At 72.0% G+C, this 26297-nt stretch carries 24 protein-coding genes; 11 read left to right on the top strand and 13 right to left on the bottom strand.

Annotated elements, in window-relative coordinates; translation table 11 throughout:
• The 4 genes from ABD205_RS01375 to ABD205_RS01360 all read left to right on the top strand — a co-directional run bounded on the left by ABD205_RS01375 (position 1) and on the right by ABD205_RS01360 (position 5583).
• The gene (locus ABD205_RS01375; protein WP_344041631.1) at positions 1 to 1530 is read left to right on the top strand and encodes a purine-cytosine permease family protein; all 1530 of its coding nucleotides are present in this window, start codon (positions 1 to 3) and stop codon (positions 1528 to 1530) included.
• A gap of 8 nt (positions 1531 to 1538) precedes the next feature.
• Positions 1539 to 2522 carry an agmatinase gene (speB, locus tag ABD205_RS01370; RefSeq protein ID WP_344041629.1) on the top strand — a complete coding sequence of 328 codons (984 nt, stop codon included), beginning with the start codon at positions 1539 to 1541 and terminating at the stop codon, positions 2520 to 2522.
• On the top strand, positions 2519 to 3865 hold the full coding sequence (locus ABD205_RS01365; RefSeq protein ID WP_344041627.1) for an NAD-dependent succinate-semialdehyde dehydrogenase: 1347 nt from the start codon (positions 2519 to 2521) through the stop codon (positions 3863 to 3865). The genes speB and ABD205_RS01365 overlap by 4 nt, the downstream gene beginning before the upstream one ends.
• Before the next feature lie 299 nt (positions 3866 to 4164).
• Positions 4165 to 5583 (top strand): Ig-like domain-containing protein, encoded by a 1419-nt coding sequence (locus ABD205_RS01360; RefSeq protein WP_344041625.1) that lies wholly within the window; start codon positions 4165 to 4167, stop codon positions 5581 to 5583.
• Positions 5584 to 5607: 24 nt separating this feature from the next.
• Here the strand turns inward: ABD205_RS01360 and ABD205_RS01355 are convergent, their stop codons facing one another.
• The 5 genes from ABD205_RS01355 to ABD205_RS01335 all read right to left on the bottom strand — a co-directional run bounded on the left by ABD205_RS01355 (position 5608) and on the right by ABD205_RS01335 (position 9965).
• Positions 5608 to 6084, bottom strand: a complete 477-nt coding sequence (locus ABD205_RS01355) for a hypothetical protein (RefSeq protein ID WP_344041623.1) — start codon at positions 6082 to 6084, stop codon at positions 5608 to 5610.
• Between the two features lie 51 nt (positions 6085 to 6135).
• Positions 6136 to 6342 carry a hypothetical protein gene (locus ABD205_RS01350; RefSeq protein ID WP_344041621.1) on the bottom strand — a complete coding sequence of 69 codons (207 nt, stop codon included), beginning with the start codon at positions 6340 to 6342 and terminating at the stop codon, positions 6136 to 6138.
• A 75-nt stretch (positions 6343 to 6417) separates the two neighbouring features.
• Positions 6418 to 7623 (bottom strand): MFS transporter, encoded by a 1206-nt coding sequence (locus tag ABD205_RS01345; protein WP_344041619.1) that lies wholly within the window; start codon positions 7621 to 7623, stop codon positions 6418 to 6420.
• Between the two features lie 65 nt (positions 7624 to 7688).
• Positions 7689 to 8291, bottom strand: coding sequence for an Ig-like domain-containing protein (locus tag ABD205_RS01340; RefSeq protein ID WP_344041617.1), 603 nt, complete (start codon positions 8289 to 8291; stop codon positions 7689 to 7691).
• Positions 8292 to 8390: 99 nt separating this feature from the next.
• Entirely contained in the window at positions 8391 to 9965 is a 1575-nt protein-coding gene (locus ABD205_RS01335) for an Ig-like domain-containing protein (protein WP_344041615.1), read from the bottom strand.
• A 168-nt stretch (positions 9966 to 10133) separates the two neighbouring features.
• Between ABD205_RS01335 and ABD205_RS01330 the strand changes: the two genes are divergently transcribed.
• A complete protein-coding gene (locus ABD205_RS01330; protein ID WP_344041613.1) occupies positions 10134 to 11147 on the top strand; it encodes a M48 family metallopeptidase in 1014 nt (337 codons plus the stop codon).
• Between the two features lie 43 nt (positions 11148 to 11190).
• On the opposite strand, the gene ABD205_RS01325 is transcribed toward ABD205_RS01330, so the two are convergent.
• The 5 genes from ABD205_RS01325 to ABD205_RS01305 form a co-directional block, all read right to left on the bottom strand.
• On the bottom strand, positions 11191 to 12057 hold the full coding sequence (locus tag ABD205_RS01325; protein ID WP_344041611.1) for an HpcH/HpaI aldolase/citrate lyase family protein: 867 nt from the start codon (positions 12055 to 12057) through the stop codon (positions 11191 to 11193).
• A complete protein-coding gene (locus tag ABD205_RS01320; protein WP_344041609.1) occupies positions 12054 to 13133 on the bottom strand; it encodes an HpcH/HpaI aldolase/citrate lyase family protein in 1080 nt (359 codons plus the stop codon). Before ABD205_RS01320 ends, ABD205_RS01325 begins: the two co-directional genes overlap by 4 nt.
• A 172-nt stretch (positions 13134 to 13305) precedes the next feature.
• Entirely contained in the window at positions 13306 to 13827 is a 522-nt protein-coding gene (locus ABD205_RS01315; protein WP_344041607.1) for a DnaJ family domain-containing protein, read from the bottom strand.
• 44 nt (positions 13828 to 13871) lie between these two features.
• Positions 13872 to 15302, bottom strand: a complete 1431-nt coding sequence (locus ABD205_RS01310) for an MFS transporter (RefSeq protein ID WP_344041605.1) — start codon at positions 15300 to 15302, stop codon at positions 13872 to 13874.
• A complete protein-coding gene (locus ABD205_RS01305; RefSeq protein ID WP_344041603.1) occupies positions 15299 to 16642 on the bottom strand; it encodes a M20/M25/M40 family metallo-hydrolase in 1344 nt (447 codons plus the stop codon). Before ABD205_RS01305 ends, ABD205_RS01310 begins: the two co-directional genes overlap by 4 nt.
• 135 nt (positions 16643 to 16777) lie before the next feature.
• On the opposite strand from ABD205_RS01305, the gene ABD205_RS01300 reads away from it, so the two are divergent.
• Complete coding sequence (locus tag ABD205_RS01300; protein ID WP_344041601.1) at positions 16778 to 17440, top strand: dihydrofolate reductase family protein; 663 nt, start codon at positions 16778 to 16780, stop codon at positions 17438 to 17440.
• Between the two features lie 21 nt (positions 17441 to 17461).
• On the opposite strand, the gene ABD205_RS01295 is transcribed toward ABD205_RS01300, so the two are convergent.
• Positions 17462 to 18067 (bottom strand): nitroreductase family protein, encoded by a 606-nt coding sequence (locus ABD205_RS01295; protein ID WP_344041599.1) that lies wholly within the window; start codon positions 18065 to 18067, stop codon positions 17462 to 17464.
• Between the two features lie 161 nt (positions 18068 to 18228).
• Between ABD205_RS01295 and ABD205_RS01290 the strand changes: the two genes are divergently transcribed.
• The gene (locus ABD205_RS01290) at positions 18229 to 18375 is read left to right on the top strand and encodes a hypothetical protein (protein ID WP_344041597.1); all 147 of its coding nucleotides are present in this window, start codon (positions 18229 to 18231) and stop codon (positions 18373 to 18375) included.
• Between the two features lie 44 nt (positions 18376 to 18419).
• Positions 18420 to 21338, top strand: coding sequence for a helix-turn-helix transcriptional regulator (locus ABD205_RS01285; RefSeq protein ID WP_344041595.1), 2919 nt, complete (start codon positions 18420 to 18422; stop codon positions 21336 to 21338).
• A 147-nt stretch (positions 21339 to 21485) separates the two neighbouring features.
• Here ABD205_RS01285 and ABD205_RS01280 read toward each other — a convergent pair whose 3' ends face one another.
• Positions 21486 to 22127 (bottom strand): LysE family translocator, encoded by a 642-nt coding sequence (locus ABD205_RS01280; protein WP_344041593.1) that lies wholly within the window; start codon positions 22125 to 22127, stop codon positions 21486 to 21488.
• A 108-nt stretch (positions 22128 to 22235) separates the two neighbouring features.
• Between ABD205_RS01280 and ABD205_RS01275 the strand changes: the two genes are divergently transcribed.
• A complete protein-coding gene (locus ABD205_RS01275) occupies positions 22236 to 22775 on the top strand; it encodes a hypothetical protein (protein WP_344041591.1) in 540 nt (179 codons plus the stop codon).
• An 81-nt stretch (positions 22776 to 22856) separates the two neighbouring features.
• Here ABD205_RS01275 and ABD205_RS01270 read toward each other — a convergent pair whose 3' ends face one another.
• Entirely contained in the window at positions 22857 to 23708 is an 852-nt protein-coding gene (locus tag ABD205_RS01270; RefSeq protein WP_344041589.1) for an aldo/keto reductase, read from the bottom strand.
• A 63-nt stretch (positions 23709 to 23771) separates the two neighbouring features.
• Here ABD205_RS01270 and ABD205_RS01265 point away from each other — a divergent pair, with 63 nt between their 5' ends.
• Both ABD205_RS01265 and dnaK read left to right on the top strand, forming a co-directional pair.
• Positions 23772 to 24257, top strand: coding sequence for an NUDIX hydrolase (locus tag ABD205_RS01265; protein WP_344041587.1), 486 nt, complete (start codon positions 23772 to 23774; stop codon positions 24255 to 24257).
• A 145-nt stretch (positions 24258 to 24402) separates the two neighbouring features.
• Positions 24403 to 26250, top strand: coding sequence for a molecular chaperone DnaK (gene dnaK / locus ABD205_RS01260; protein WP_344041585.1), 1848 nt, complete (start codon positions 24403 to 24405; stop codon positions 26248 to 26250).
• Positions 26251 to 26297: the final 47 nt, after the last annotated feature.

Raw genomic sequence — 26297 nt, 5'->3', positions numbered from 1 at the left:
ATGTCCGTCCACGAGTTGTCGGTCGACGAGGTCGCCCTGCCGCCGCGGATCACCGACGTCGAGCCGCACGGTGTCGAGCCGATCCCGGCGGAGGAGCGCAGCGCCACGCCGCTGGACCTGTTCCGCCTCGTCTTCGGCGGTGCGAACACGTTCGCGACGGTGGTGCTCGGCAGCTTCCCGATCCTGTTCGGCCTCAGCTTCCGTGACGGCCTCGTCGCCACGGTCCTTGGCCTGCTGGCCGGCGCCCTGATCCTGGCGCCGATGGCGGTCTTCGGGCCCCGCAACGGCACCAACAACGCCGTCTCGTCCTCGGCGCACCTCGGTGTGCACGGCCGGGTCGTCGGGTCGTTCCTGTCGCTGCTCACCGCGTTCGCGTTCTTCTCGATCTCGGTGTGGTCCTCCGGTGACGTGCTCGTCGGCGCGGCGCACAAGGCGGTCGGGCTGCCTGAGAGCGACGTCATGCTCGGCGTCGCGTACGGCGTCTTCGCGGTCCTCGTCCTGACCGTCTGCATCTACGGCTTCCGGTTCATGCTCTTCGTCAACAAGATCGCCGTCGTGGCGGCGACGCTCCTGTTCGTGCTCGGCGTCTTCGCCTTCGCCGGCACCTTCGACGCCGGGTACGCCGGCAGCCTCGCGCCCGGCGACGCGGCGTACTGGCCGTCCTTCGTGGGCGCGATGCTGATCGTGATGTCGAACCCGGTCTCCTTCGGGGCGTTCCTCGGCGACTGGTCGCGCTACATCCCCGCCGAGACGCCCCGCAGCCGAGTGATGGCCGCCGCGTTCCTCGCCCAGGTGGCGACGCTGGTGCCGTTCCTCTTCGGCCTGGTGACCGCGACGATCATCGCGACGGAGGCGACCGACTACTTCGCGGACGGCAACTACGCCGGTGGGCTGCTCGCGGTCTCCCCGAACTGGTACTTCCTCCCGGTCTGCCTCATCGCCCTGATCGGTGGCATGTCGACCGGCACGACCGCCCTCTACGGCACCGGGCTGGACTTCTCGAGCGTCTTCCCGCGCTTCAACCGGGTGCAGGCGACCCTGTTCATCGGAGCGATCGCGATCGCGTTCATCTTCGTGGGCCGCTTCGCCTTCGATGTCGTGCAGAGCATCTCGACCTTCGCGGTGCTGATCGTGACGTGCACGGCCCCGTGGATGGTCGTGATGATGATCGGCTGGGTCGTGCGTCGCGGCTGGTACGACTCCGACTCCCTGCAGGTCTTCAACCGGCGCCAGACCGGCGGGCGCTACTGGTTCGCCCACGGGTGGAACTGGCGCGGCCTGGTCGGGTGGATCGTGCCGGCGGCCCTCAGCATCTGCTTCGTCAACCTGCCCGGCCAGTTCGTCGGCCCGCTGGGCGACCTCGCGAACGGCGTCGACCTCAGCATCCCGGTCGGGCTCGGCCTGGCCGCGGTGCTCTACCCGGCCCTGCTCGCGCTCCTCCCCGAGCCGGCCGACGCGTTCGGCCCCGAGGGCCCTCGCTTCGTCCCGGCCGGACCGGCCGCCGACAGCCCCATCGTCACGAACGGATGAACCGCCCCATGCCGCATCTCGGACCCACCGACAGCTCCCGCACCCCCCGCTTCGCGGGCCCCGCCTCGTTCGCCCGGCTGCCGAGGCTCGACGAGGTCGGCACGGCCGACATCGTGGTCGCGGGCGTGCCGTTCGACGCCGGCGTCTCCTACCGGCCGGGCGCCCGGTTCGGCCCCGCGCACGTGCGGGAGTCCTCGCGGTTGCTGCGGCCCTACCACCCGGCACTCGACGTCTCCCCGTTCGAGGTCGCCCAGGTCGCCGATGCCGGCGACGTCGCGGTCAACCCGTTCAACATCGAGGAGGCCCTCGAGACGGTCGAGGAGTCGGCCCTGGCGCTGACGGCGAGCGGCGCCCGCCTGCTCACCATCGGGGGCGACCACACCATCTCGCTGCCGCTGCTGCGGGCGGCCAAGCAGCGACACGGCGAGATCGCCCTGCTGCACTTCGACGCCCACCTCGACACGTGGGACACCTACTTCGGCGCCGACTACACGCACGGCACGCCCTTCCGGCGCGCGGTCGAGGAGGGCCTGCTCGACACCGAAGCGCTCTGCCACCTCGGCACCCGCGGGCCGCTCTACTCGAAGAAGGACCTCGAGGACGACCGGCGGTTCGGCTTCGGCATCGTCACGGCCGCCGACATCTACCACCAGGGGGTCGTGGAGGTCGTCGACCGGGTGCGCCAGCGCATCGGCGACCGGCCGCTCTACGTCTCCATCGACATCGACGTGCTCGACCCGGCACACGCTCCGGGGACGGGCACTCCGGAGGCCGGCGGCATGACGTCGCGCGAGCTGCTGGAGATCCTGCGAGGACTTCAGGGGCTCAACCTGGTCGGTGCTGATGTGGTCGAGGTCTCGCCGCCGTACGATCACGCAGAGATCACGGGGATCGCCGCCTCACACGTTGCCTACGACCTGGTCGCGCTGCTCGCGCTGCGCCACGAGGCCGAGGCGTCGATCGCCACCGACCCGGAAGGACCGCCAGCATGAGCTTGTACGCCGTCACCGACCCCGCAACGGGCGAGGTCGTGCAGGAGTACCCCACCGCCACCGACGCCGAGGTCGAGGCCGCCGTCGCGTCGGCGACGACCGCCAGCAAGGGCTGGGCGCGCACCACCACCGTCGCCGAGCGCGCCGCGCTGGTCCGTCGGGTCGCCGAGCTGCACAACGAGCGCAAGGACGAGCTCGCCGCCATCATCGTCCGCGAGATGGGCAAGCCGCTCGCCGACGCCGTCGGGGAGGTCGAGTTCAGCGCGGCGATCTACGAGTACTACGCCGACAACGCCGAGAAGATGCTCGCCGACGAGCCGGTCGAGCTCCTCGACGGTGACGGCTCCGCGGTGATCCGACGGTCGCCGTACGGCGTGCTGCTCGGGATCATGCCGTGGAACTTCCCGTACTACCAGGTCGCCAGGTTCGCGGGGCCCAACCTGTGCATCGGCAACACGATCATCCTCAAGCACGCGCCGCAGTGCCCTGAGTCCGCCGCGGCGATCCTGCGGATCTACGACGAGGCCGGCTTCCCGCAGGGTGCCTACGTCAACGTCTACGCCACCAACGAGCAGGTCGCCACCGTCATCGCCGACCCGCGCGTCGCCGGCGTCTCGCTGACCGGCTCGGAGCGGGCAGGTGCGGCGGTCGCCGAGATCGCGGGGCGCAACCTCAAGAAGGTCGTCCTCGAGCTGGGCGGCTCCGACCCGTTCATCCTGCTGTCCACCGACGACCTCGACGCCACCGTCGAGGCGGCGGTCAGCGCCCGGCTCGACAACACCGGCCAGTCCTGCAACGCGGCCAAGCGGTTCGTCGTCGCCGAGGACCTCTACGACCCGTTCGTCGAGAAGTTCACCGCGGCCATCAAGGCCGGCGCCGACGGCATCACGCCGCTCTCCTCGGTCGCCGCGGCCGACCGGCTCCAGTCGCAGGTCGACTCGGCCGTCGAGCAGGGCGCCCACCTGGAGTCCGCCGGCGAGCGCAAGGGCGCGTTCTTCCCGACCGGTGTCCTGACGGGCGTCACGCCGGAGAACGACGTCTACCACCAGGAGCTGTTCGGCCCGGTCGCGATGGTCTTCAAGGTGTCCTCGGAGGAGGAGGCCGTGGCGATCGCCAACGACATCCCGTTCGGTCTGGGCTCCTACGTGTTCACCACCGACGCCGAGCAGGCCGAGCGGGTCGCCGACAAGATCGAGGCCGGCATGGTCTTCGTCAACGGCGTCCTGGCAGACGGCGTCGAGCTGCCGTTCGGTGGCATCAAGCGCTCCGGCTTCGGCCGTGAGCTCGGTCGGTACGGCATCGACGAGTTCGTCAACAAGAAGCTGATCCGCACGATCTCCTGACGTGCGGTGAGCGGTAGCTGACGCCCACGGGGGCAGGTCCATCGCGACCTGCCCCCGTGGGCGTCTTCGTTCCTCCTGCACCTGACGTCATACGTCTCTCCCGAAAAGATCCGCATCGGCGCGTAATGAGTTGGGCGTCTGTGGGTCCTCATGTCGGGGCGCTCGTACGCCCCGCTCGTGGCGAGCCGGTTCGCACAGCCCCGGCTCGCCACGCCTGAGGCGCCACGAACGGTTCGTCGCGTCGCATGAATCAAGGGGGAGTGGACGTGAAGAGATCGGGTCTCGGGAGCCTCGGCGCCGTGGGAGTCGCGGTGACGTTGCTGTTGATGGTGGCCACGCTGGGCCAGTGGCCGAGGGCGGACGCCGCGCAGATATCCGGCGCGATCACGGGGATCACGATCGCGCAGTCCCAGGCCACCCAGTGGAAGCAGGTCGACGTCGACTGCACCTGGGCGGTTCCGGACGGCTCGTCTCCGGGTGACACGTTCACGCTCCAGCTCCCCGACCAGCTCCGGTGGTCCGGGGCGACCGACTTCCCGCTCAAGGACGACGCCGGCAACACCGTCGCTCAGGCTCACGCGGACTCCTCCGGGCTCGTCACCTTCACGTTGACCGACTACGTCGCGACGCACCCGCTCGGCGTCAACGGCACGTGTCACTTCGCGACGCAGTACACCGCGGCGACCGACGGCTCCCAGGTCGACCTCGAGTTCCAGGTGGGCTCGACGGTGCTCACGGTGCCGGTCGGGACGGCGCCGGCGTGCCAGACCAACTGCACCGCGCCGGCCCGCACGAAGGCGGTCAAGTGGATGTGGTGGGCCGACGCCTCGCAGCAGCGGACCGCCTCGCTGATCGCGGTGCCGGCAGCGACCGCCGACTCGACCGACGTCGTCGTGACGGACACGCCCGGGCCCGGGCTCGAGCTCGACTGTGCGAGCGTCGTCACGCACACGGGCACCACGCTGGACTCGCAGGGTCACCTGACCTCGCCGTACGACGACAGCAGCCACCGCCCGGTCGTCGACTGCACGCCGACCGCGCTGACGGTGACCTGGCACGGGCTCCCCGCCGGAGAGATGGCGGACGTGGCCGTCGACTCGAAGGTGACCGACCCCGCCCTGGCGACGTACACGAACAGTGGCACGGTCGACCTCGACGGCACCGTCACTCCGGTCAGCGACGACGCCGTCCGCAGCGATGCCAATGGGACTGGCACCGGCACCACGCCGACTCCGACGCCGACTCCGACACCTACGCCGACTCCGACGCCTACGCCTACGCCGACGCCGACGCCGACGCCTACGCCTACGCCGACGCCGACGCCGACGCCGACGCCGACGCCGACGCCGACTCCGACGCCGACGCCGACGCCGACTCCGACGCCGACGCCGACGCCGACACCGACTCCGACGCCGACGCCGACGCCGACACCGACACCGACACCTACGCCGACTCCGACGCCGACTCCTACGCCGACGCCGACTCCGACACCTACGCCGACGTCGCCCGCGTACCCGCTTCCGGCCGGAAGCGCGACGCCGACGCCGACGCCAGCGCCGACGCCAGCGCCGACGTACCAGCTGTCGGACTCGACCGGCGGCTACGTCCTCGCTGACACCGGCATGCCGGTCGCCATCGGCCTGGTGGCGGCGGCGGTCGCCCTGCTCGGCGCCGGAACGGCGCTGGTGCTGACGACCCGACGCCGGCGCACGAGCTGACGACGACCCGGAGCGCCGCCGCGACTACACGTCTTCGCGGCGGTGCTTCCGGTCGGGGTCGTCGACCGTGTCCGTCCGGGTCTCGTCGACGGTGTCCGTCCGGGTCTCGTCGACCATGTCGGTCCGGGTCCCCTCGACGGTGTCCGTGCGAGTCCCGTCGAAGGTGTCCGTCCGCGTCCCATCGACGTGGGGATCGATGCGGTCGGCCTCGCGGAGGGTGTCCTCCTGTCGTGCCTCCTCGAACATCGACGAGTGCCGCGCCGCCTCGGCGCGCTCCTCAGCGCGTTCTGCCTCGGCGCGGGCGATCTGTGCCTGGGCCTCGGCCTCCGCGGCGCGACGACGCTCCTCGGCCACGTCCGGGTCGCGCTCGGCGGCATGGGTGCGGAGCTCAGCCGCACGCTCGGCGAGCTGCGCCTGGCGCTTGCGTCGGACGGCCATCACGGCCGCCACGATGATCGCGACGACGATGATCGCGATGATGATCCAGATGATGGTCTGCATGGTCATCCCTTCCCTTTCATCGGGTGAGGTACCCGTCCGCGGGCCGAATGCTCATTCCTCGCGTCGATGAACCTCGGCGGCGCGTGCCTCGGCGGCGTGACGAGGCGATTCGAGGACGTCCACGACCGGTCCTGCGACGCTGACGGTCGCCGGGACGGTCTGGACGTAGGTCGGGCGGCCGCGCCGTACGGCCCGGACGACGCCGATGACGAGAGCCGCGACAGCGAGCGCGGCGATGATCCAGATGGTGGCTTGCATGGTGGTCCCTCCCTTTGCGGGAGGCGGTACCCAACGGCGGACTGTGACGCACGTCTCAGTTCATCGGGTCTCGGTCTACGCCAGCTCCCGCTCACCGGCCACGGGGACGAGCGGCGCCGCGAGGATCGGGAAGAGCGCTGCGAGGGCGAACGCCCACGAGAACCCGGCAGCCGCGACCGCCAGCCCGCCGAGCGGCGGGACGAGCGAGCTGGTGAGGAACTGCGCGGTGTTCTGGATGCCGAGCGCGCGGCCGCTCCAGAACGGTCCGGCCCGCTCGGCGACCGCGGTGAACGCGAGCCCGTTGTCAGCGACGGTGAGCATGGTGGCGACGACCATGAGCGGTACGGCGACCCACCAGCCGGTCCCGGCGGTCACGCCCAGCAGCAGCATCACTGCCGCGGCCGCGACCGCGACCCAGCGCAGCGGCCGCATCCGGCTGCCGACGACGTCCGAGAGCTGGCCGGCGGCGATCCTGCCGAGCGCGCCGAAGATCTGCGCGACCGCCACGACCGCGCCGGCCGCGGCCGCCGACCAGTCGCGGTCCTGCACGAGCCAGACGAGCGCGAAGGTCCACACGACGAACTGGGGGACGACCAGCAGCACGCTCACCCCGTGGATGCGGGCGAGGTAGCCGTCGCCGCGGTAGGGGTTGCCGTGACTGCGCGAGGTGCCGGCCGGTCGCGTGGGTCGCGGCGGGTCGATCACGACCAGCGCGACGACGACGGCGGCGACGGCGGCCGCCACGGTCGGAACCGCGATGGCGGCGTGGATGCCACGGTGCTGGGCGACCACCGCGATGGAGATCGCGGCGATCCCGACACCCGCAGGCTGTGCCATCTGCCGGATGCCCATCGCCAGGCCGCGCCGCTCGGGCGGGAACCAGCCGACGACCACCCGGCCGCTGGCGGAGTTCGCGCTCGCGGCGCTCGCGCCTGCCAGCCCGATCAGGACGGCGAAGAGCACGAGATCGCCGGCCAGGACGGCACCCAGGCCGAGCACCGCGGTGCCGGCCAGCCCTGTGATCAGCACGATGCGCTCGCCGTACGCGTCCGTCACCGCGCCCCACGCGACCAGCGCGACCATCACGCCGACCGTCGGTGCCGCTGCCACCAGCCCGGCCTGCGCCAGGGACAGCCCGAGACGCTGGTGGAGGACGGGGATCAGGAAGGCCGGCCCGTGCATCATGATCGCCGCGCAGGCCTGCGCCAGCGTGCTCGCCCCGAGCATCGCCCAACGCCGGGTCGAGCTGATCGTGGGCGGGGCGACGGCGGCGGTGGACACCTGACGATTCAACGACCGATCACGCGTGGGCGAGACGGGTTTCTCGGCTGGTGGGCTGTGAGAAATCAGTCGCCATGCACGGTGAGCGACACGATCGGCGTCTCCGACGGGCAGTGCGTGGCGCTGCCGGCGTACGCGACGTAGACCCGGTGCGACCCCGGGGCGAGGGTCGGCGGAAGCTCGATCGTGCCGACGCCGTCCACCACGTCGCCGGTCGCGAGCAGGCGCGCCCGCTCGTACAGCGCGACCGTGCCCGAGGCGTACGACGTCGCATCGGTCGTCCGCACGGTCACACCGAGGCGCCCGCCGGCGGCGACGCCCGTCAGCGGCACCAGCACGTCGATGACCGTCTCTGCCGGGAGCACCAGCACCGTGAACGGCGCCGAGGAGGCACACCGGTAGCGCGACCCGCCGGTGTAGGAGGCCGTCAGGGTGTGCCAGCCGGGCGTGAGCCGGCCGAGGTCGAGCGCCGCGCTGCCGAAGTCGTGCAGCTGCGCCGTGAGCCCGGGGACGACCCAGCCGTCCTCGTAGACGCGCAGTGCGCCGTCGATCGGCCCGACCGACTGCTCCGGGAGGACCGTGACCGTCGCACGGCAGTCACCTGCATGGACGGCGGCGACCGGCGCGTCGACCAGCAGGTCGATGACGGCGGGGACTGTCGGAGTCATGACGTTTCCTCCCTGGGGCGGACTCTAGGCCTCCGCCCGGCGTTGCTGTGATGGATTTCTGAGGCCCGGGGCCCGCGGTGGCGGGCCCCGGGCGGTGGATCAGCGGATCCGGACGGTCCAGCGGTGCTGGGCGCCGAGAAGCGTCGCGGAGCCGAGGTACGTCGCCGTGAGGGTGTGGCGACCCTTCGTCAGGCGCTTGAGCTGCACCGTCCCGTGGCCGCCGGAGAGGCTGACCGTGGCGACGAGCCGCTTCCCGTCGCGGATCTGCACCTTGCCGGTCGGCGTCGACCGGCCGCTGACGACGATGGCCAGCCGCACGCTGCGCGCCTTGACTCGCGCGGTGCCGCCGAGTGTCGCCGGCGTCCTCACCGGCGTCGCCGCACGGACGTCGACACTCACCGGGGCCGACGTCGAGGGCAGGTGGTCGGTGCTGCCGGCGTACTCGACGTGCAGGGTGTGCCGACCCGTGGGCAGCGCCGCCGGAAGGGTGAGCCGGACCGTGCCGTCCGCGGTCAGCTGACCGGTCGCGAGGAGCGTCGTGGCGCCGAACAGCCTGACCGTCCCGGTCACCGGGCCGGTCGGCTCCGTGCTCGTCACCCGGGCCGTCACCTGCGTCCCGCGGGTCGCGACGGCGGGAGCCGACAGCTCCGCGAGCGTGACCATGCGGGCCTTGGCGACCGTCAGCTGCGCGAGGGAGAGGTTGCTCGAGCCGTTGAGCCACACGTTGCCGTCGTAGACGTAGCCGAGGGTCCACGACCCGACGTGGGTGCGCGCCCACTCGGTGAGGTCGAGGTCGAACGGCGATCCGTCCGAGCTGCCCTCGGCCACCACGACGCGATCGCCGCCGGCCGCGGGGACCGCGCTGAGGTGCCAGGGGCCGCTCGGCGGATGCGCGGCGTTGCCGCCCACGGGTGCGACGTGCAGCGACAGCGGCTCGCCCTGGGTGAGCGAGGTCGTGGACAGCTGCGTCTCGAAGCCGGACGGCAGCGGCCACACCTGGAGCGTCGCGGACCCGGTGCCGGCGCTGAAGGCGCCGTCGCCGCCGTACGTCGCCACCGTGCTGTAGGTGCCCGGCGCGATGTCGGTGAACGAGGCGACGCCCTGAGCGTCGAGTGCGGCGATCCCGAGCGTGCCGCCGCCGGCGGACAGGGTGATCGTCCCCGTCGGTACGACGCTGGTCGCGGTCGTGGCGTTGACGCGCACCTTGAAGGCGCCGGTGGCCATGGTCGTGAGGTTGACGAACTGGAGCGCCGACGTGATCGGGTCGACGCTGAACGCGAGTCGGGCCGATGCGCCGCTGCTGCCGTCCTCCTTGCTCGCGCTGGCGCGCAGGAAGTAGGTCTGGCCGGGCGCGAACCGGGGCGCCGTCGCGATGTCGAAGTCGCCCTCGGGACCGTTCGCGACGACGACGTCGCTGAGCCCGGTGCGCTCCCAGGCGATCGAGACCCCGCCGTCCATCTCGGGCTTGTCGGTCGAGACGGTCGCGTGCAGGGCCTGGCCGTAGATCGGCGTGGCGCCGAGCGACAGGGTGACCGACAGGGCCGGCGTGCCGGGATCGCCGCCTCCGCCGCAGTCGAGACACTGCGCGGCCCCAGCGGGCGCGGCGAGCAGCCCCGCCGAGGCGAGTGTGCTGAGCAGGACGAGGACGATGCCGTGGCGCATCAGTCGCGTCATGGTGGTTCCTTCCATCGGTGACAGGGGCGACCCCCTGGGTGTGTGCTCAGGGTGGAAGGCGTCACTTGGACCCGGCTTCGGGCCGACTTGGACGAGCGGCTGTGGTCTAGACCGCGGCTCTGTGGAGAACGCTGGGCGGATGTCGTCGCCAGCGGGCAGACTCCACGCATGGCGAACACTCCGGCCCGGACGCGGGTCACCCTCTCGGGCATCAGCTCGCGGACCTGGGAGCACCCGGCCGACCGCGGCGCGCTGGTCGCGCTGCGCAAGCTGAAGGGATTCGACACGCTGCTCAAGGCGATGTCGGGCCTGGTCAACGAGCGGGCGGTGCGGCTCGCCGTGCTCGGCTCGTCCGTGCGCGTCGACGAGCGCCAGTTCGCACGTGTGCACCGGTTGCTGGTCGACGTCGCGACCGTCCTCGACGTCCCCGTGCTGCCGGAGGTCTACGTCGCCAACAACCCGATCACGAACGCGATCACGATCGGCATGGACAAGCCGATCATCGTGATCAACTCCGGCCTGGTGGACCTGCTCGACGACGAGGAGCTCGCGTTCGTCCTGGCGCACGAGCTCGGGCACGTGCTGTCCGGGCACGCCGTCTACCAGACGCTGCTCCAGCGGCTGCTCATCCTGAGCATCACCTTGACGTCGATCCCCATCGGCGGCCTCGGGATCCGGGTCATCATCGCCGGGCTCATGGAGTGGTCACGGAAGGCGGAGCTCTCCGCCGACCGCGCCGGGCTGCTCGGCGTCCAGGATCCCGCCGTCGCGCTGCGGGTCCACATGCAGCTCGCCAGCGGCGGCCACGTCGGCGACCTCGACCCGACCTCGTTCCTGGCCCAAGGTGCGGAGTACGTCGGCGCCGGCGACCTGCGCGACTCGGTGCTCAAGCTGCTGCTGCTCGAGAGCCGCACCCATCCGTTCGCGGTCGTCCGGGCGGCCGAGCTGCGTGGCTGGGTCGACAGCGGGGACTACACCCGCGTGCTGAGCGGCACCTACCCGCGCCGGGCCGATGACGCGACGGCCACGGTCAGCGAGGCGGCGAAGGAGGCGGCGCAGAGCTACACCGAGGCGTTCAAGCAGACCCAGGACACGCTCGGCCGGCTCGTCCACGACGCCGCCGGCTGGCTCGGCAGCGCGAAGCTGTGGTGGGACGAGCGGTTCGGCCGTCCGGGGGAGTGATCCGTCCCCACGGCTCACTCTGATCCACCGGGCCCCGCCGACCTCAGCCGAGCCCGGCGATCGCCTCCGCGATGCTCAGCGTCCGCCGTGCCGACTCGACGTGCAGGCTCTCGACCATCTTGCCGTTGTAGGTCACCACACCCTTGCCCGCGCCGTCCTCCCAGGCCCCGATGAGGCCACGTGCCTCCTCGATCGCCTGGTCGCTGGGGGCGAATCCGGCGTTCGCCCCCTCGATCTGACCGGGGTGGATGATCGTCTTGCCGTCGAAGCCGAACTGACGGCCCTGCTCCACCTCGGCCAGGTAGCCCTCCACGTCCTTCACGTCGTTGTAGACGCCGTCGAGCACGACCTTGCCGGTCGCCCGGGCCGCGAGCACAGCGAGCTGCAGGCTCGTCACGAGCGGCCCACGGCCGGCCACGTGGTCGATGAACAGCTCCTTGACGAGGTCGTTGGTGCCGAGCACCAGCACCGCGAGCCGGTCGGAGGCGGCCGCGATCTCCTCGGCGTGCAGGATCGCGTACGGCGACTCGATCATCGCCCACAGCCTCGTCTTCTCCGGCGCCCCGGCCGCCTCGATGGCGTCGACCAGGCCGAGCACCGCCTCCGGGCTGTTCACCTTCGGCACCACGATGGCATCCGGCCCGACGGCGGCCGCGGCGCGCAGGTCGTCGGCGTGCCACTCGGTGTCGGCACCGTTGATGCGGATGGTGAGCTCGCGGCGGCCGTACTCACCCGAGGCGACCGCGGTGACGACGTTCTCCCGGGCGACCGCCTTCGCGTCAGGCGCGACCGAGTCCTCGAGGTCGAGGATCAGCGCGTCGACGGGGAGCGTCTTGGCCTTCTCGAGGGCGCGCTCGTTCGCGCCGGGCATGTAGAGGACCGAGCGGCGCGGGCGGAAGGCGGTCGTCACAGCTCGATCCCGTCGTACAGGGCCTTGAGGCTCGGGTCGATCGCGGCCAGCTCCTCGGCGAGCTCGACGAGGACGAGGCACTGCTTGAGCGAGGCGTCGTCCTCCATCTTCCCGTCCAGCATGACCGCGCCGGTGCCGTCGCCCATCGCGGCGACGACGCGGCGGGCGTGCCGGATGTCCTCGACGCTCGGGGAGAAGACGCGGTTGGCGATCTCGATCTGCTTGGGGTGCAGGCTCCAGGTGCCGACGCAACCGAGCAGGAACGCGTTGCGGAACTGGTCCTCGGCCGCGACGACGTCGGCGATGTCGCCGAACGGGCCGTAGTAGGGGTAGATCCCGTGGGTCGCGCAGGCGTCGACCATCTTCGCGATCGTGTAGTGCCACAGGTCCTGCTGGAAGATCGCCCGCGGGCCGGTGACGTCGCCGTCGCGCGGGTCCTCGCGGACGAGGTAGCCGGGGTGACCGCCTCCGACACGGGTGGTCTTCATCTTGCGGTCGGCGGCGAGGTCGGCGGGGCCGAGCGAGAGACCCTGCATGCGCGGGGAGGCCCCGCAGATCTCCTCGACGTTGGCGACGCCGCGGGCGGTCTCGAGGATCGCGTGGACGAGGATCGGCCGGGTCAGCCCGGCCTTCGCCTCGAGCTGGGCGAGCAGCCGGTCGACGTAGTGGATGTCCTCGGCGCCCTGCACCTTCGGGACCATGATGACGTCGAGCCTGTCGCCGATCGCGGGCACCAGCGTCGTGAGGTCGTCGAGCACCCACGGGCTGTCGAGGCTGTTGATGCGGGTCCACAGCTGGGTCGTCCCGCTCGCGCCGCCGAGCCCGGGCGTCTCCTGGGCGATCCTCACCAGCCCCTCGCGTGCGGCCACCTTGTTGTCGGCCTTGATCGCGTCCTCGAGGTTGCCGAGGAGGACGTCGACGGTGCCGACCATCTGCGGGATCTTGTCGACCATCTTCGGGTTGCTCGGGTCGAAGAAGTGGATCGCCCGGCTCGGACGGGCCGGGATCTCCCGCAGGGGCGCCGGCGCGCCCACGGCCAGCGGCGCGAAGAAGTCCTTCGGTGACTTGTGGCTCATGGGCCCGGAACGTAGCAGCGGTTGCCTACTCGCCGGTATGACGGATCTGACACGCCGAGAGGTCAATCCATGCGCGGGCCGAGTCGGCGCATCCTCGCGGCTCGCCGGCGCTCGCGTGCGAGGATCCGCCGACTCGGCCTTCGACGGATCGACCTCTCGGCGGTCGAGGGGGTCAGCGGCGGCGCCACCAGCGACGACGTCGCGGCTCCGCCGCCTCCGACGTACGCCGGGCCGCCAGTCTGGCCTCACGCCGGGCCGCCCACCCGGCCACCGTGGCGTCCACCTCCCGCGGCATCGTGATGAGCGGTGGGCCCTCGGGCAGCGCGTAGCGGGCCTTGACGACGCGCTCGTTGAAGTCCTCGACCCGGGCCCGGACCGCCTTCTCCGTCGTGAGCCGATCGAGCTCGTCGTCGAGGTCGGCGTCCTCCTTGCGCAGCTGGACCGACAGCGGCAGCACGACGAGCCGCTCGCGCTCGACGAGCTTCTTCAGCCACCACTCGGGGTCGTGCTCGGTGCCGAGGTCGGCGATCGGCTTGCCGGCACCCGGCAGGTCGTCGAAGTCGCCCCGCTCCATCGCCGCGCGGATCTGCAGGTCGACCCATGTCTGCTGCTGCCGGATCCGTGCGGCGGCCTCGGCGGACCCCGTCCGCTTCGGCGGGCCGCTCCCCGCGGGCCGGTCCTCGGTCTCGGGCATGCGACCAGGGTAATGACGACCGAGGTGGAGCGGAACGGTCGTGACTACTCCGCGGGCCGACGGTGCTGGGACGCGAGCACGATCCCGGCGACCAGGGCGGCGAGGGCGCAGACCGACCAGACGACGTAGTAGCCGGACAGCGGCGCGTGGCCGTAGCTCGGGTCCGCGATCGAGCCGGCCGACGCGAGCGCGATGGCGAAGACCGCCGAGGCGACCGCGCCACCGATCGTCTTGGTCGCGTTGGTCATCCCGGTCGCGAAGCTCGTCCGCGTCGGAGGTGCGGCGCCGGCCGCCGCGGCAGGGAGTGCGGCGACGAGGGCGCCGGAGCCGATGCCGACCACCGCCATGTTGATGAGCGCCTGCCACGTGTGGTCGTGGAACGGCAGCCACAGCGCGTAGCCGATCGCCACCAGGAACGACGCGGCCGCCAACGCTCGGCGGTCACCGAGGAGCCGCGCCCACAGCGGCAGTGTGAACGCGCCGATCGCCAGGAAGATGACGTAGACCCCGATCAGCGTCGACACGAAGGACGCCGTGGCGCCGAGGCCGTAGCCCGCGACGTCCGGATCCGTCCGGGAGAACGTCGAGAGCGGGATCTGCGCCCCCAGCACGGACATGCCGAACAGGAACGCGGTCAGCTGGAGCGGCCACTGGCCGGGCGACGACATCAGGCGTACGTCGACCAGCGGCTCGTCGAGCCGACCCTCGATGCGCGCGAACGGCACCAGCGCGAGCAGCCCCAGCGCGATGAGCACCCAGGCGAGCACCGACGACGGCCCCGCGACCCGGATCGTGATGAGGCCGCCCATCACCAGGCCGAGCACGACCGTGAGCAGACCCAGGCCGACCCAGTCGAAGCCGCCCGAGCCGGCGCCGGGCACGTCCTCGACGCCGATCCAGATGAGCAGGAGGCAGATCGTGACGACGATCGCCGGCAGCATCAGCAGGGTGCGCATGCCGACGGACTCGACGAGCGCGCCCGACGTCAGCGCGGCCACGATGACCGACAGCTCGAGCGCCCCGACGAGGATCGCGGCGGCACGTCGGGTGAGCAGCGCCTGCCGGCCGGTGTCGGCCGTGCGGCGATGGATGATCGCGATCTCGAGGGGCAGCCAGACGACGTACGCACCCTGGATGGCCCAGCCGACGAGGAACGTGCCGAACGACGGGGCGAAGGCGAGGGCCCACGAGCCGAGCGCCGTCACCGCCGTCGAGAGGAGCAGCACCCTCTTGTGGCCGACGAGGTCACCGAGCCGCGCGAGCGGCGCCACGACGAGCGCGGACAGCACCAGCTGGGCCGCCTCGAACCAGTTGACGTCGGCGTCCTTGATCGAGAGGTGGTTCGCGATGTCGCTGAAGATCGGCGTGTAGTAGCCCTGCAGCACGCCGCTGGCGATCTCGACGCAGACGAGGAAGCCGACGATGGCGGCGAGGCTGCGGGCGTGCGGCGCGACTGCTGTCCGGAGGTCGGTCACGGGAGCCTTTCGATGAGTCGGCGGTACCACTGGACCCCGTCGAGGTAGGCGTCGGTCCCGAGCCGCTCGTCCGCCGCGTGGATCGTCGCGCGCTGCGCTCTCGTCATCCGGAACGGGGCGAACCGGTAGACCCTCTCGCAGATCGCCGTGAAGAACCGGGAGTCGGTGGCGGCCATCATGACGTACGGCGCAGGCACCGCGTCGGGAAACACCTCGCCGATCACGGACTCGAGCAGGTCGAAGGCCTCGTCGGCCTCGTCGGGAGTCGAGTACGGCGACACCGGGCTCGGCTCGGTCGCCTCGACGACCTCGACGGCGACCGTGTCGTCGCGCACCGCCGAACGGATGTGGTCGAGCACGCCGGCGACCGTGTCGCCGACCATGACACGGACGTTGACGCCCGCGCTCGCGGACGCGGCGATGACGTTGAGCGCCGGCGACCCCGCCAGCGTCGTGATCGCGAACGTCGTCCGGACCATCGCCGCCGGCTCGGCGCCCGCGAGCGTCAGCGCCCGGGAGACCACGGGGGCCAGCCGGTGCGCGCTGCCGAACAGGGCCCTCAGCGGCAGAGGTGAATGCGGCGCGAGTCGGCGGAACAGCTCGATCGTGGGCGCCGGCAGCCGGGGGGACATGGGTGCCGCGTCCAGCCGGGTCAGGGCCTTCGCGAGCCTGACCGTCGGCCCGTTGCGGACGGGGGTCGAGGCGTGGCCGCCGTCGCCCGTCACGGTCAGGGTGACCGAGGTGACGCCCTTCTCGGTGACGCCCACCACGCCGACCGGGGCGGCGATGCCGGGGAACGCCTCGTGCGCGATGGCGCCGCCCTCGTCGAGGACGAACCACGGCGCGACCCCGCGCTCGCGGAGCACGTCCACGGCCGCCTCGGCCGCACCGCCGGAGACCTCCTCGTCGCAGCCGAAGGACAGCCACACGTCCTGGGCAGGCACGTGGCCGTCGCCCAGGAGCGTCTCGACGGCCTCGCAGATCGCCGCCACGCACCCCTTGTCGTCGAGCGTCCCGCGGCCCCAGATCTCGGCGCCGTGCTCCCCGTCGACGACGTCGCCGCAGAACGGGTCGCGGCTCCAGTCCGCCGCGACGACGGGGACGACGTCGAGGTGTGCCATCAGCACCACCGGCCGGTCGGCGGAGCGGCCGGGCCAGTGGACGAGCATCCCGTGGCCGCCGACCCGCGTCACGTCGAGGTCGTGCAGCAGCGGCCACTGGTCACGCATCGTGTCGAGGAGCCTGTCGAACGCCTCGGCGTCGACGAGCGAGGCGTCGCGGTGCGAGACGGTGGGGATGCGCACGAGCGCGGCGAGCCGTTCGACGGCGGGGTCGGTCACCCCCGCAGGATAGAGCGGCGCACGCCGGTGCCGACGCGGTGCCGACGGGGGTGCCGTCCCCCCGCCGATGGGGGGTGCCGACCCGGCGCGCGGAGCCCTACGGTGGCACTCGACGCGACGACGAGAAGAGGACGCATGTCGGCAACGAGGGTGCACAACCTGGCGGTCTCCCTCGACGGGTTCGCAACGGGCGAGGGGCAGAGCCTCGAGAGCCCGTTCGGCCATGCGGGCATGCGGCTGATGGGGTGGTTCTTCCCGACCGCGACGTTCCAGTCGATGGACGGCGATCGTGAGCGCCTGGAGGTCGACCCGGCCACGGCACCGGACGACGCGTTCGCCTCCCGGTGGGGCGACCGGATCGGCGCGGAGATCATGGGGGCGAACAAGTTCGGCCCTCCCGGGTGGCAGGACGACCCGGACTGGCGCGGGTGGTGGGGTGAGGAGCCGCCGTTCCACACCCCGGTCTTCGTGCTGACCCACCGACCCCGCGGGAGGCTCGAGATGGACGGCGGGACCACCTTCGATTTCCTCGACGCCTCGCCGGCCGAGGCGCTCGGCGTGGCGCGTGAGGCCGCGAACGGCCTCGACGTCCGCATCGGCGGCGGCCCGACCGTCGTCCGCGACTATCTCGCGGCCGGCCTGGTGGACCACCTGCACGTGGCCGTCGTGCCGATCCTGCTCGGTCGGGGCGTCCGGCTCTGGGACGGCCTCGAGGGGCTCGAGACGGCGTACGACGTCGCGTCGGTGACCACGCCGAGCGGCGTCACGCACCTGACCTTCGACCGGCGGGTGCCGTGACACCACGACGGTGACCCGGGCTCACCACGAGCCGCGGTGCACGACCTCGTCGAGCGGCTTGCGCACCCGGCGCGTGGGCGAGCCCTTGGCGCCTCCGGTCGGCGCGGGGTGGCCGAGCGCGACCACGCCGATCGGGTCCCAGCCGGCGGGGATGCCGAACGCCGTACGGACCTCGGCGTCGTGGCGCGGCGGGATGCCGAAGTAGCAGGCGCCCAGCCCCTGGTCGACGACCGTCTGCAGGATCAGCATCACGGCCATGGCGGTGTCCATGTACCAGAACGGCATGGGCCAGCGGGCCTCGTCCTCGTCCGTCCAGCCCTTGTCCGGCTCGGCGTAGCGGGAGAGGTACGCGGCCTTCGAGGCGCACGGGAGGATGAGGACCGGAGCTGTGCGCATCCCGCGCAGCCAGCCGTCGGCCTCCCACTCGTCGTCGCCGACGAAGAGGTCCCAGTAGCGGTCGACGTCCTCCGGCGTGTCCAGCACGAGGAACGACCAGCCCTGCGTGAAGCCCGCCGACGGTGCCCGCGTGGCGTTGCGCAGCGCGAGGTCGACCACCGCCGGGTCGACGGGGTCGGCGGTGTAGCGGCGGACCATCTTGCGGCGTCGTACGACGTCCGAGAACTCCATGGCCGCAGCATGCCGCAGACGGTCGTCTAGGGGGGTGCGGGGGCCGATCTGAGGTAGCCGCACCCCGGAAGTACGGGAGCGTTCCCGATGTCCGCCCCTACCTCAGAGAGCGACCGTAGGTGTCAACGGTCCACCAGGGGCCGGGTAACCGAGGAGATGTCATGAGCAACTACGACACCGGGTACGTGCGGGCCGAGTCCGCCTACCGTGCCGAGCAGATCCGCGCCGGGATCGTCGGCCGTCGCCAGAAGAGCCGGCTGCGCAGGTCGCGGCCGAGTCGGAGGGGGATCTCGATCGAGGTCCTGTGATGGTCGCCGAGTTGAGCACCGCATTGTCGGTGCCACCTGGGATCATGAGCAACGTGGCCCACGCGGAGCGGATCCTGATCGGACGCGACGCCGAGCTGGAGGAGATGTCCTCCCTGCTCGGCGTCGACGTCGTTGCCGAGGGCGTGCCCGGCGTCGATGCGACCATCCGCCAGCACGTCCTCCTCGCCGGCGACGCGGGAGTCGGGAAGACGCGACTGCTGCAGGAGCTGGCCGCGCTCGCCGCGACGCGCGGCTGGCAGGCGTACGCCGGCCACTGCCTCGACTTCGGCGACAGCGCGCTGCCCTACCTCCCGTTCTCCGAGATCCTCGACAGTGTCTCGACGCAGCTCCCCGATGTGGTCGAGCGCGTCGCCCACAGCCACCCCGCGCTGTCCCGCCTCCTGCCCGCCGGCCGTGAGACCACCGCCGACGCGCGCACCGAGGCGGTCGACCGCGGCCAGCTGTTCGCCGCCGTCCACGCCCTGCTCGAGGCCCTGGCCGACAAGGCGCCCGCCCTCGTCGTCGTCGAGGACGCCCACTGGGCGGACCAGTCGACCCGCGACCTGCTCACCTACCTGTTCAGCCGCCCCTTCGCAGGCCCTGTCGCGATCGTCGCGTCCTACCGCGCCGACGACCTGCACCGGCGCCACCCGCTGCGCCGCCAGGTCGCCGAGTGGGCCCGTCTCGGGGCCGTCGGCCGCGTCTCCCTCGACCGGCTCGGCGACGACGACGTCAGGGCACTGGTCGCGACCATCGACCCGGCCGTGCGCGGCCGCGAGCGGGAGGACATCGTCGCCCGCGCTGAGGGCAACGCCTTCTTCGTGGAGGAGCTCGTCGGCGCCGCCGGCGGACCCGACCACTGGATCCCCGACGAGCTCGCCGACGTGCTCCTCGTCCGCCTGGACCGGCTCGACGAGACGACCCGGTCCGTCGTACGCACCGCGTCCGCCGCCGGGCGTCGCGTCGGTCACGACCTCCTCGCGGCCGTCGCCGCGCTCCCGGCGCCGACCCTCGACGACGCGCTGCGGCACGCGGTCGAGTCCCACGTCCTGGTCGCCGGCCAGGGCGCCTACTGGTTCCGCCACGCGCTGCTCGGCGAGGCGGTGTACGACGACCTGCTGCCGGGTGAGCGCGTCCGACTGCACGGGCAGTACGCCGCCGCGCTGACCGACACCGACCTCGGTTCCGCCGCTGAGCTGGCCCGGCACGCCCGCCTCGCGCTCGACTTCGAGACCGCGCTCGTCGCGAGCGTGCGCGCCGGCGACGAGGCGGCGGCCGTCGGTGGTCCCGACGAGGCGGCCCAGCACTACGAGCGTGCGCTCACGCTTCTCTGCGACCGGCCCGCGCCGGACGGCGTCTCGCCGGGCCGCGTGGTCGAGGCGTGCGTCGTGGCGCTGACCGCAGCCGGGCGCTTCGAGCGCGCGGCCAGGATCGCCGAGGAGCAGCTCGAGCGACTGCCGGCGGACACCTCGCCGGGCGACCGGGCCCGGATCCTCACCGCCGCCGCGATGGCGGTCGGCGTCATCGACAACGCCCAGCTCGACCCCCTCGTCCCGTCGGACCGGGCGCTCGAGCTCGTGCCGGACGACGACCACGCGCTGCGCGCGCGGGTGCTCGCCGACCGCGCCCTGCTGCTGCACTGGCGCGGCCGGACAGAGCTCGCCCAGGCGGCCGGGACCGAGGCGCTCGCGCTCGCCGAGCGCCACGACCTGCCGGCGATCGCCTCCGCCGCCGCGACCACGCTGACGGCCCTCGGCAGGGTCGGGGACCCCACGCAGCTGCGCGCTTCGGTGCAGGCCGTGATCGACCGGGCCGTCGCGAGCGGTGCGCTGACCGCCGAGCTGCAGGGGCGCTACCTCCTGGCCCGCTCCTACGAGGACTGGGGCGAGTGGCCGGCCGCAGAGGCGGCGTTCCGGGCCGGAGTCGAGCGGGCGGAGGCGGCGGGGCAGCCGTGGGCGCCGTACGGCTTCGAGCCGCGCCACCAGCTCGCGTGGGTGCTCTACGTCGTCGGGCGGTGGGACGAGGCGCTCGAGCTCGTCGCGATCGCGCGGCCCGGCACGCCGCCCGTGCCGTTGGCCGCGCTCGACGGGATCCGGCAGTCGATCCGGCAGGGCCGCGGGGAGCCGGTGCCGCGCCGGCTGCACCGTGACGCGTGGGAGAGCGACGGCATCGTGCCGGTCTTCAACGCAGCGACCGAGATGATCGCGGCCGGCCGGGCAGGCGCGCCCCGGGAGACCGTCGCGCTCTATGACGAGGTCGTCGCGCTGCTGACGCGCGTCTGGCATCCCTGGTTCGTCGCGCGGCTGCGCCTCGCCGCGGTGGCGCTCGGCGTGCTCGCCGACGCGATGCCGGGGATGGCCGCCGCCGAGCGGGCAGCGGTGCTGCCCGACGTCGAGCGGCTCGCATCGGACGGTGCGACCGTCGTCGCGAAGTACGACCACACGCGTGGCTGGGGCCCCGAGGGCCAGGCGTGGGAGGCCCGGCTCACGGCCGAGGCGTTGCGGGCGCGCTGGCTCGCCGGGGCCGAGGTCGACGCGGCCGAGCTCGTCGGGGCATGGCGGGAGGCGGAGCGCCGCTTCGCCGACTTCGGACACGTGTGGGAGACGGCGACGGTGCGCGTGGCGCTCTCCGGGATCCTGCGGGCCACCGGCGACGTGGCCGGAGCGGAAGCGGTCGCCGAGCTCGCCCGAGCCGCCGCCCGCCAGCTGGGCGCCCGCCCGCTGCTCGACGCGCTCGGCTCGTCAGCAGTGCCGGTCGAGCCCGCCGGCACCGAGTCGCTCACCCGGCGTGAGGCCGAGATCCTGGCGCTCGTGGCCGACGGTCGGACGAACGGCGAGATCGGGAAGCGCCTGTTCATCAGCACCAAGACGGTCTCGGTGCACGTCTCGAACATCCTCGCCAAGCTCGGCGCCTCCGGCCGGACCGAGGCCGCCGCCATCGCTCGTCGGCGCGGGTTGGTCTGAGCCTCTGCCGAGACGTCGATCCAGACGGTCCGAGACGTCAATCCGTCGACCCGCGCGGACGGGTACGTCCGCACTGGTCGACGGATTGACGTCTCGGACCGTCTGGATTGACGTCTCGGCGGGTCAGGTTGCGCCGACTCGGCGAGGTCAGGACCCGTGGCTGGCCGTCGCGAGCGTCGCGCCCAGGCCGATCATCATCACGCCCCCGGTCGCTCCGAGGTGGTCGAGCCGCTTCGGCTTCCGGGCGAACCAGTCCCGCGCCTTGCCGGCCGCCAACGCCCAGCAGGAGTCCGATGCGCAGGCGAGCGCGCCGAAGACGAGTCCGAGCTCCAGCAGCTGCGGGCCCGCCGGCGCGTGGTCGTTGACGAACTGCGGCAGGAAGGCCGCGAAGAAGACGATCGTCTTCGGGTTCGTGGCGCCGACCACCAGGCCGGTGCGGACGGACTCCCAGGCCGTCGTACGACGTGCCGTGGTGCGCGCCTCGAGGGCCAGCCTGGCCGCGCTGCGGTGGCGGATGGCCTGCACGCCGAGATAGACGACGTACGCCGCCCCGGCGAGCTTGAGGACCGTGAACGCCTCCGCCGACGCGGCCACCAGCGCACCCAGCCCGACCGAGACGCCGACGACCTGCAACGTGAGGCCGAGCGCGTTCCCGACCACCGAGAGCAGGGCATCGCGGCGGCCGACGGTCAACGCGCGGCCGAGCGTGAAGAGCAGGCTCGGGCCCGGCACCTGGATGAAGAGGATCGAGGCGACCAGGAACGCGACGAACTGGCTGAGCGAGGGCACGACCTGATTGTCGCGCGTCCTCACGCTCGGGGCATCCGGATTAGCGCCGCCCTTGATGCGTCTGCACACAATGGGTTCAACACCGCGCCGGACTCGGAAGGACGACAGGTGGCCTCGGACGAGAAGCACCCCATCGCTGCCGGGTTCGTTGCGCTCGTCGGGGTGGGCCTGGCCGTCGGCCTCCTGCTGGGGGTGTTCACGCTGGTCGTGGCGCGGGTGGCGGGTCTGGGTGGAGACGACGGCTCGACGGCCGCCAACGCCGGTCCGTCGCTCTACCTGCCCAGCCCGGTGCCGACCGAGAGCGCGTCCGGCCAGCCCGACTCGGCCGCGAGTCAGCCGGCCGCGCCGCCACCCTCGACCAAGGCCGCGCCCGCCAAGCGGATCACGCTGCAGGCCGGCGAGGCGGCGGTCGCCGCGATGCAGCGCATCGACCTCTCGGGCGTCTACACAGGCGGCGAGGGCGCGGTCCTGCAGGTGCAGCGCATCGGCGACGGTGGCACCTGGGAGGACTTCCCGGTCACGGCAGCGGTGTCGGGGCAGACGTTCTCGACGTTCGTCCAGACCGGCCGCGCGGGCGTGCAGAAGTTCCGGGTGCGCGACTCGGACTCCCGGCTGGTCTCCAACGTCGTCTCCGTCACCGTGCGCTGACTGCCGGACGTCATACGAGCCGGCCGCTCTGGGTCACGGTCCGTATGACGTCCGGGGCGTCAGCGCGATGTCAGTGCGAGGTCAGTCGCGCGGGATCCAGTCGAAGACGTCCGGGTTCGGGCCGGTGCGTCCGGCCTCGCCCTTGTCGAGCGCACTGATGGCGGCGACCTGCTCGGGCGTGAGCGCGAAGTCGAAGACCTCGAAGTTCTGCTGCAGCCGGTCGCGGTGGGTCGACTTCGGGAAGACGATGTCGCCGCGGTCGAGGTGCCAGCGCAGGACCACCTGGGCGGGGCTCTTGCCGTGCTCGACGGCGATCCCGGTGATCACCGGGTCGGTCAGCTCGCCGCCACCCTGGCCGAGCGGGGACCAGCCCTCGACGAGCGCGCCGTGCCGATGCGTGGCGGCCCGCGCGTCCTCGTTGCCGAAGTAGGGGTGCACCTCGATCTGGTTCACCACCGGCGCGACGCCCGTCTCGGCCACGATCCGGTCGAGGTGGGCCGGCTGGAAGTTCGAGACGCCGACGGACGTGGTCAGACCCTCGGCCTGCAGGTCGACGAGCGCCTGCCAGGTCGAGACGAAGTCGCCGTCGTACTGCGTCGGGAGCGGCCAGTGGATGAGGAAAAGGTCGACCTTGTCCAGGCCCAGCCGCCTCAGCGACTCGTGCAGGGTGCGCTTGGCGTCGTCGGGCCGGTGGAAGCCGTTGTTGAGCTTCGTGGTCACGTAGTAGTCGCCCCGGGCGAGCCCGGAGGCCTTGAGTGCGGCTCCGACACCGCTCTCGTTGCCGTACATCTGAGCGGTGTCGACGTGCCGGTAGCCGATCTCGAGCGCGTCGCTCACGACGCGCTCGGTGTCTTCCGCGGGCACCTGCCACACGCCGACGCCGAGCTGGGGGATGGTCGTCGAGTCGTTCAGAGTCAGGGAGGGAACGGTCATGACAGTCGTTAACCCGCACCGCCCGCATCTATTCCGCGACCGCGCGGGCGGCAGGATGGCCCGGTGAGCGCCATCGACCCCACCGCCCCGCTCGAGCGGCCGCACTACACCGACTACGACACCCGCCTCGCGGCGTACGTCGTGGTGGTGCGCGGCGACCAGCTGCTGCTCGCCCTGTGGCACGACGACGAGCGCCGTCGCTGGACGCTCCCCGGCGGCGGGGTCGAGCTGCGCGAGACCCCGGAGGAGGGCGCGGTCCGCGAGGCGCGCGAGGAGACCGGGTACGACGTCGAGCTGACCGGCCTCCTCGGGATCGAGACCGACGTGTTCACGGCGGAGCAGCGGACTCGCGGCGCCGGACGCGACAGCGGTCGCCCGCTCAAGGCCGTCCGCGTGTTCTACACGGCCAGGGTCGTCGGCGGGGAGCTCACCGACGAGGCCGACGGGACCACGGACGAGGCGCGCTGGATCCCGCTCCCGGAGGTCGCGGACCTGCCTCGCGTGTCGATGGTCGACACCGGGCTGGGACTTTTCGCCGAACGGGAATGATCCCCGCTCACCCTTCGTTGGCCCGTGTGAACGAAGTTGAGTTGATTCGACTCAACTATTTTGGAAGACTCGCCGCGGCGGTCAAGATGGCCAGCACAACATCTCTTGGCAAGCAGTCACGGCACCACAACGAAGGAGCATCACCATGGCACGTGCGGTCGGTATCGACCTCGGCACGACGAACAGCGTCGTCGCCGTCCTCGAGGGCGGCGAGCCCACCGTCATCGCGAACGCGGAGGGCGCGCGCACGACGCCGTCGGTCGTCGCGTTCGCCAAGTCCGGCGAGGTGCTCGTGGGCGAGGTCGCCAAGCGCCAGGCCGTGACCAACGTCGACCGGACCATCAAGTCGGTCAAGCGCCACATGGGCACCGACTGGTCGGTCAAGATCGACGACAAGTCCTTCACCCCGCAGCAGATCAGCGCGTTCATCCTCCAGAAGCTCAAGCGCGACGCCGAGGCCTACCTCGGCGAGACGGTGACCGACGCGGTCATCACCGTCCCCGCGTACTTCTCCGACGCGCAGCGCCAGGCGACCAAGGAGGCCGGCGAGATCGCGGGCCTCAACGTCCAGCGCATCGTCAACGAGCCCACCGCGGCCGCGCTGGCCTACGGCCTGGACAAGGGCGACGACCAGACCATCCTCGTCTTCGACCTCGGCGGCGGCACGTTCGACGTGTCCCTCCTCGAGATCGGCGAGGGCGTCGTCGAGGTGAAGGCCACCAGCGGCGACAACCACCTCGGCGGCGACGACTGGGACAACCGGATCGTCGAGTGGATGGTCAAGAAGTTCAAGGACAACAACGGCGTCGACCTGGCCGCCGACAAGATCGCCGCGCAGCGCCTCCAGGAGGCCGCCGAGAAGGCGAAGATCGAGCTGTCCTCCTCGAGCGAGACCACGATCCACCTGCCCTACATCACGCACGGCGAGTCCGGCCCGCTGCACTTCGAGGAGAAGCTGAGCCGCAGCGAGTTCCAGCGGATCACCGCCGACCTGCTCGAGCGCACCAAGGTGCCGTTCCAGAACGTCCTCAAGGACGGTGGCGTCGCGATCGCCAACATCGACCATGTCGTGCTCGTCGGCGGCTCGACCCGCATGCCGGCCGTGACCGACCTGGTCAAGGAGCTGCTCGGCGGCAAGGAGCCCAACAAGGGCGTCAACCCGGACGAGGTCGTCGCCGTCGGCGCCGCGCTGCAGGCCGGTGTCCTCAAGGGCGAGGTCAAGGACGTCCTGCTCCTCGACGTCACGCCGCTCAGCCTCGGCATCGAGACCAAGGGCGGTGTCTTCACCACCCTGATCGACCGCAACACCACGATCCCGACCAAGCGGTCCGAGATCTTCACGACCGCCGACGACAACCAGCCGTCGGTCGAGATCAAGGTCGCCCAGGGCGAGCGCTCGATCTGGGCGGAGAACCAGCCGCTCGGCAACTTCGAGCTGACCGGCCTCCCGCCGGCGCCGCGCGGCGTGCCGAAGATCGAGGTCACCTTCGACATCGACGCCAACGGCATCGTGCACGTCTCCGCGAAGGACCAGGCGTCCGGTCGCGAGCAGTCGATGACGATCTCGGGCGGCTCGGCGCTGTCGAAGGACGACATCGACCGGATGGTCAAGGAGGCGGAGCAGTACGCCGAGGAGGACGCGCGTCGCCGCGAGGCCGTCGAGGTCCGCAACCAGGGCGACCAGCTCGTCTATACGACCGAGAAGTTCGTCGCCGACAACGGCGAGAAGATCCCGGACGACATCAAGACCGAGGTGAACGCCGACGTCGAGGCCCTCAAGGCCGTCCTCGCCGAGGAGAACGCCGACAAGGACTCCATCCAGTCCGCGATCACCAAGCTCGGTGAGTCGTCGCAGAAGATGGGCGCCGCGATGTACGCCGCCGCCGAGGCCGACTCCGCCGCGGCCGGTGGCACCACCGGCGCCACGGGTGAGGCCGACGAGGACGTCGTCGACGCCGAGATCGTCGACGAGGACGCTGAGGGCGACAAGTGACCGACCAGCGCGACCCCGGGGCCGAGGCCCAGGCGTCGACCGAGCCC

The sequence above is a fragment of the Nocardioides panacihumi genome, assembly GCF_039530925.1.
Lineage (GTDB): Bacteria > Actinomycetota > Actinomycetes > Propionibacteriales > Nocardioidaceae > Nocardioides > Nocardioides panacihumi.
The sequence above is the reverse complement of the archived record's forward strand: the minus strand, read 5'-3'. Positions and strand labels throughout refer to the sequence as shown.

Coding starts and splice junctions, on each gene's coding strand:
- ABD205_RS01285 (WP_344041595.1), top strand. CDS start 18,420: ATGAGCAACGTGGCCCACGCGGAGCGGATCCTGATCGGACGCGACGCC.
- ABD205_RS01335 (WP_344041615.1), bottom strand. CDS start 9,965: ATGACGCGACTGATGCGCCACGGCATCGTCCTCGTCCTGCTCAGCACA.
- speB (WP_344041629.1), top strand. CDS start 1,539: ATGCCGCATCTCGGACCCACCGACAGCTCCCGCACCCCCCGCTTCGCG.
- ABD205_RS01375 (WP_344041631.1), top strand. CDS start 1: ATGTCCGTCCACGAGTTGTCGGTCGACGAGGTCGCCCTGCCGCCGCGG.
- ABD205_RS01315 (WP_344041607.1), bottom strand. CDS start 13,827: ATGCCCGAGACCGAGGACCGGCCCGCGGGGAGCGGCCCGCCGAAGCGG.
- ABD205_RS01330 (WP_344041613.1), top strand. CDS start 10,134: ATGGCGAACACTCCGGCCCGGACGCGGGTCACCCTCTCGGGCATCAGC.
- ABD205_RS01320 (WP_344041609.1), bottom strand. CDS start 13,133: ATGAGCCACAAGTCACCGAAGGACTTCTTCGCGCCGCTGGCCGTGGGC.
- ABD205_RS01350 (WP_344041621.1), bottom strand. CDS start 6,342: ATGCAAGCCACCATCTGGATCATCGCCGCGCTCGCTGTCGCGGCTCTC.
- ABD205_RS01270 (WP_344041589.1), bottom strand. CDS start 23,708: ATGACCGTTCCCTCCCTGACTCTGAACGACTCGACGACCATCCCCCAG.
- ABD205_RS01300 (WP_344041601.1), top strand. CDS start 16,778: ATGTCGGCAACGAGGGTGCACAACCTGGCGGTCTCCCTCGACGGGTTC.
- ABD205_RS01365 (WP_344041627.1), top strand. CDS start 2,519: ATGAGCTTGTACGCCGTCACCGACCCCGCAACGGGCGAGGTCGTGCAG.
- ABD205_RS01290 (WP_344041597.1), top strand. CDS start 18,229: ATGAGCAACTACGACACCGGGTACGTGCGGGCCGAGTCCGCCTACCGT.
- ABD205_RS01355 (WP_344041623.1), bottom strand. CDS start 6,084: ATGCAGACCATCATCTGGATCATCATCGCGATCATCGTCGTCGCGATC.
- ABD205_RS01295 (WP_344041599.1), bottom strand. CDS start 18,067: ATGGAGTTCTCGGACGTCGTACGACGCCGCAAGATGGTCCGCCGCTAC.
- dnaK (WP_344041585.1), top strand. CDS start 24,403: ATGGCACGTGCGGTCGGTATCGACCTCGGCACGACGAACAGCGTCGTC.
- ABD205_RS01340 (WP_344041617.1), bottom strand. CDS start 8,291: ATGACTCCGACAGTCCCCGCCGTCATCGACCTGCTGGTCGACGCGCCG.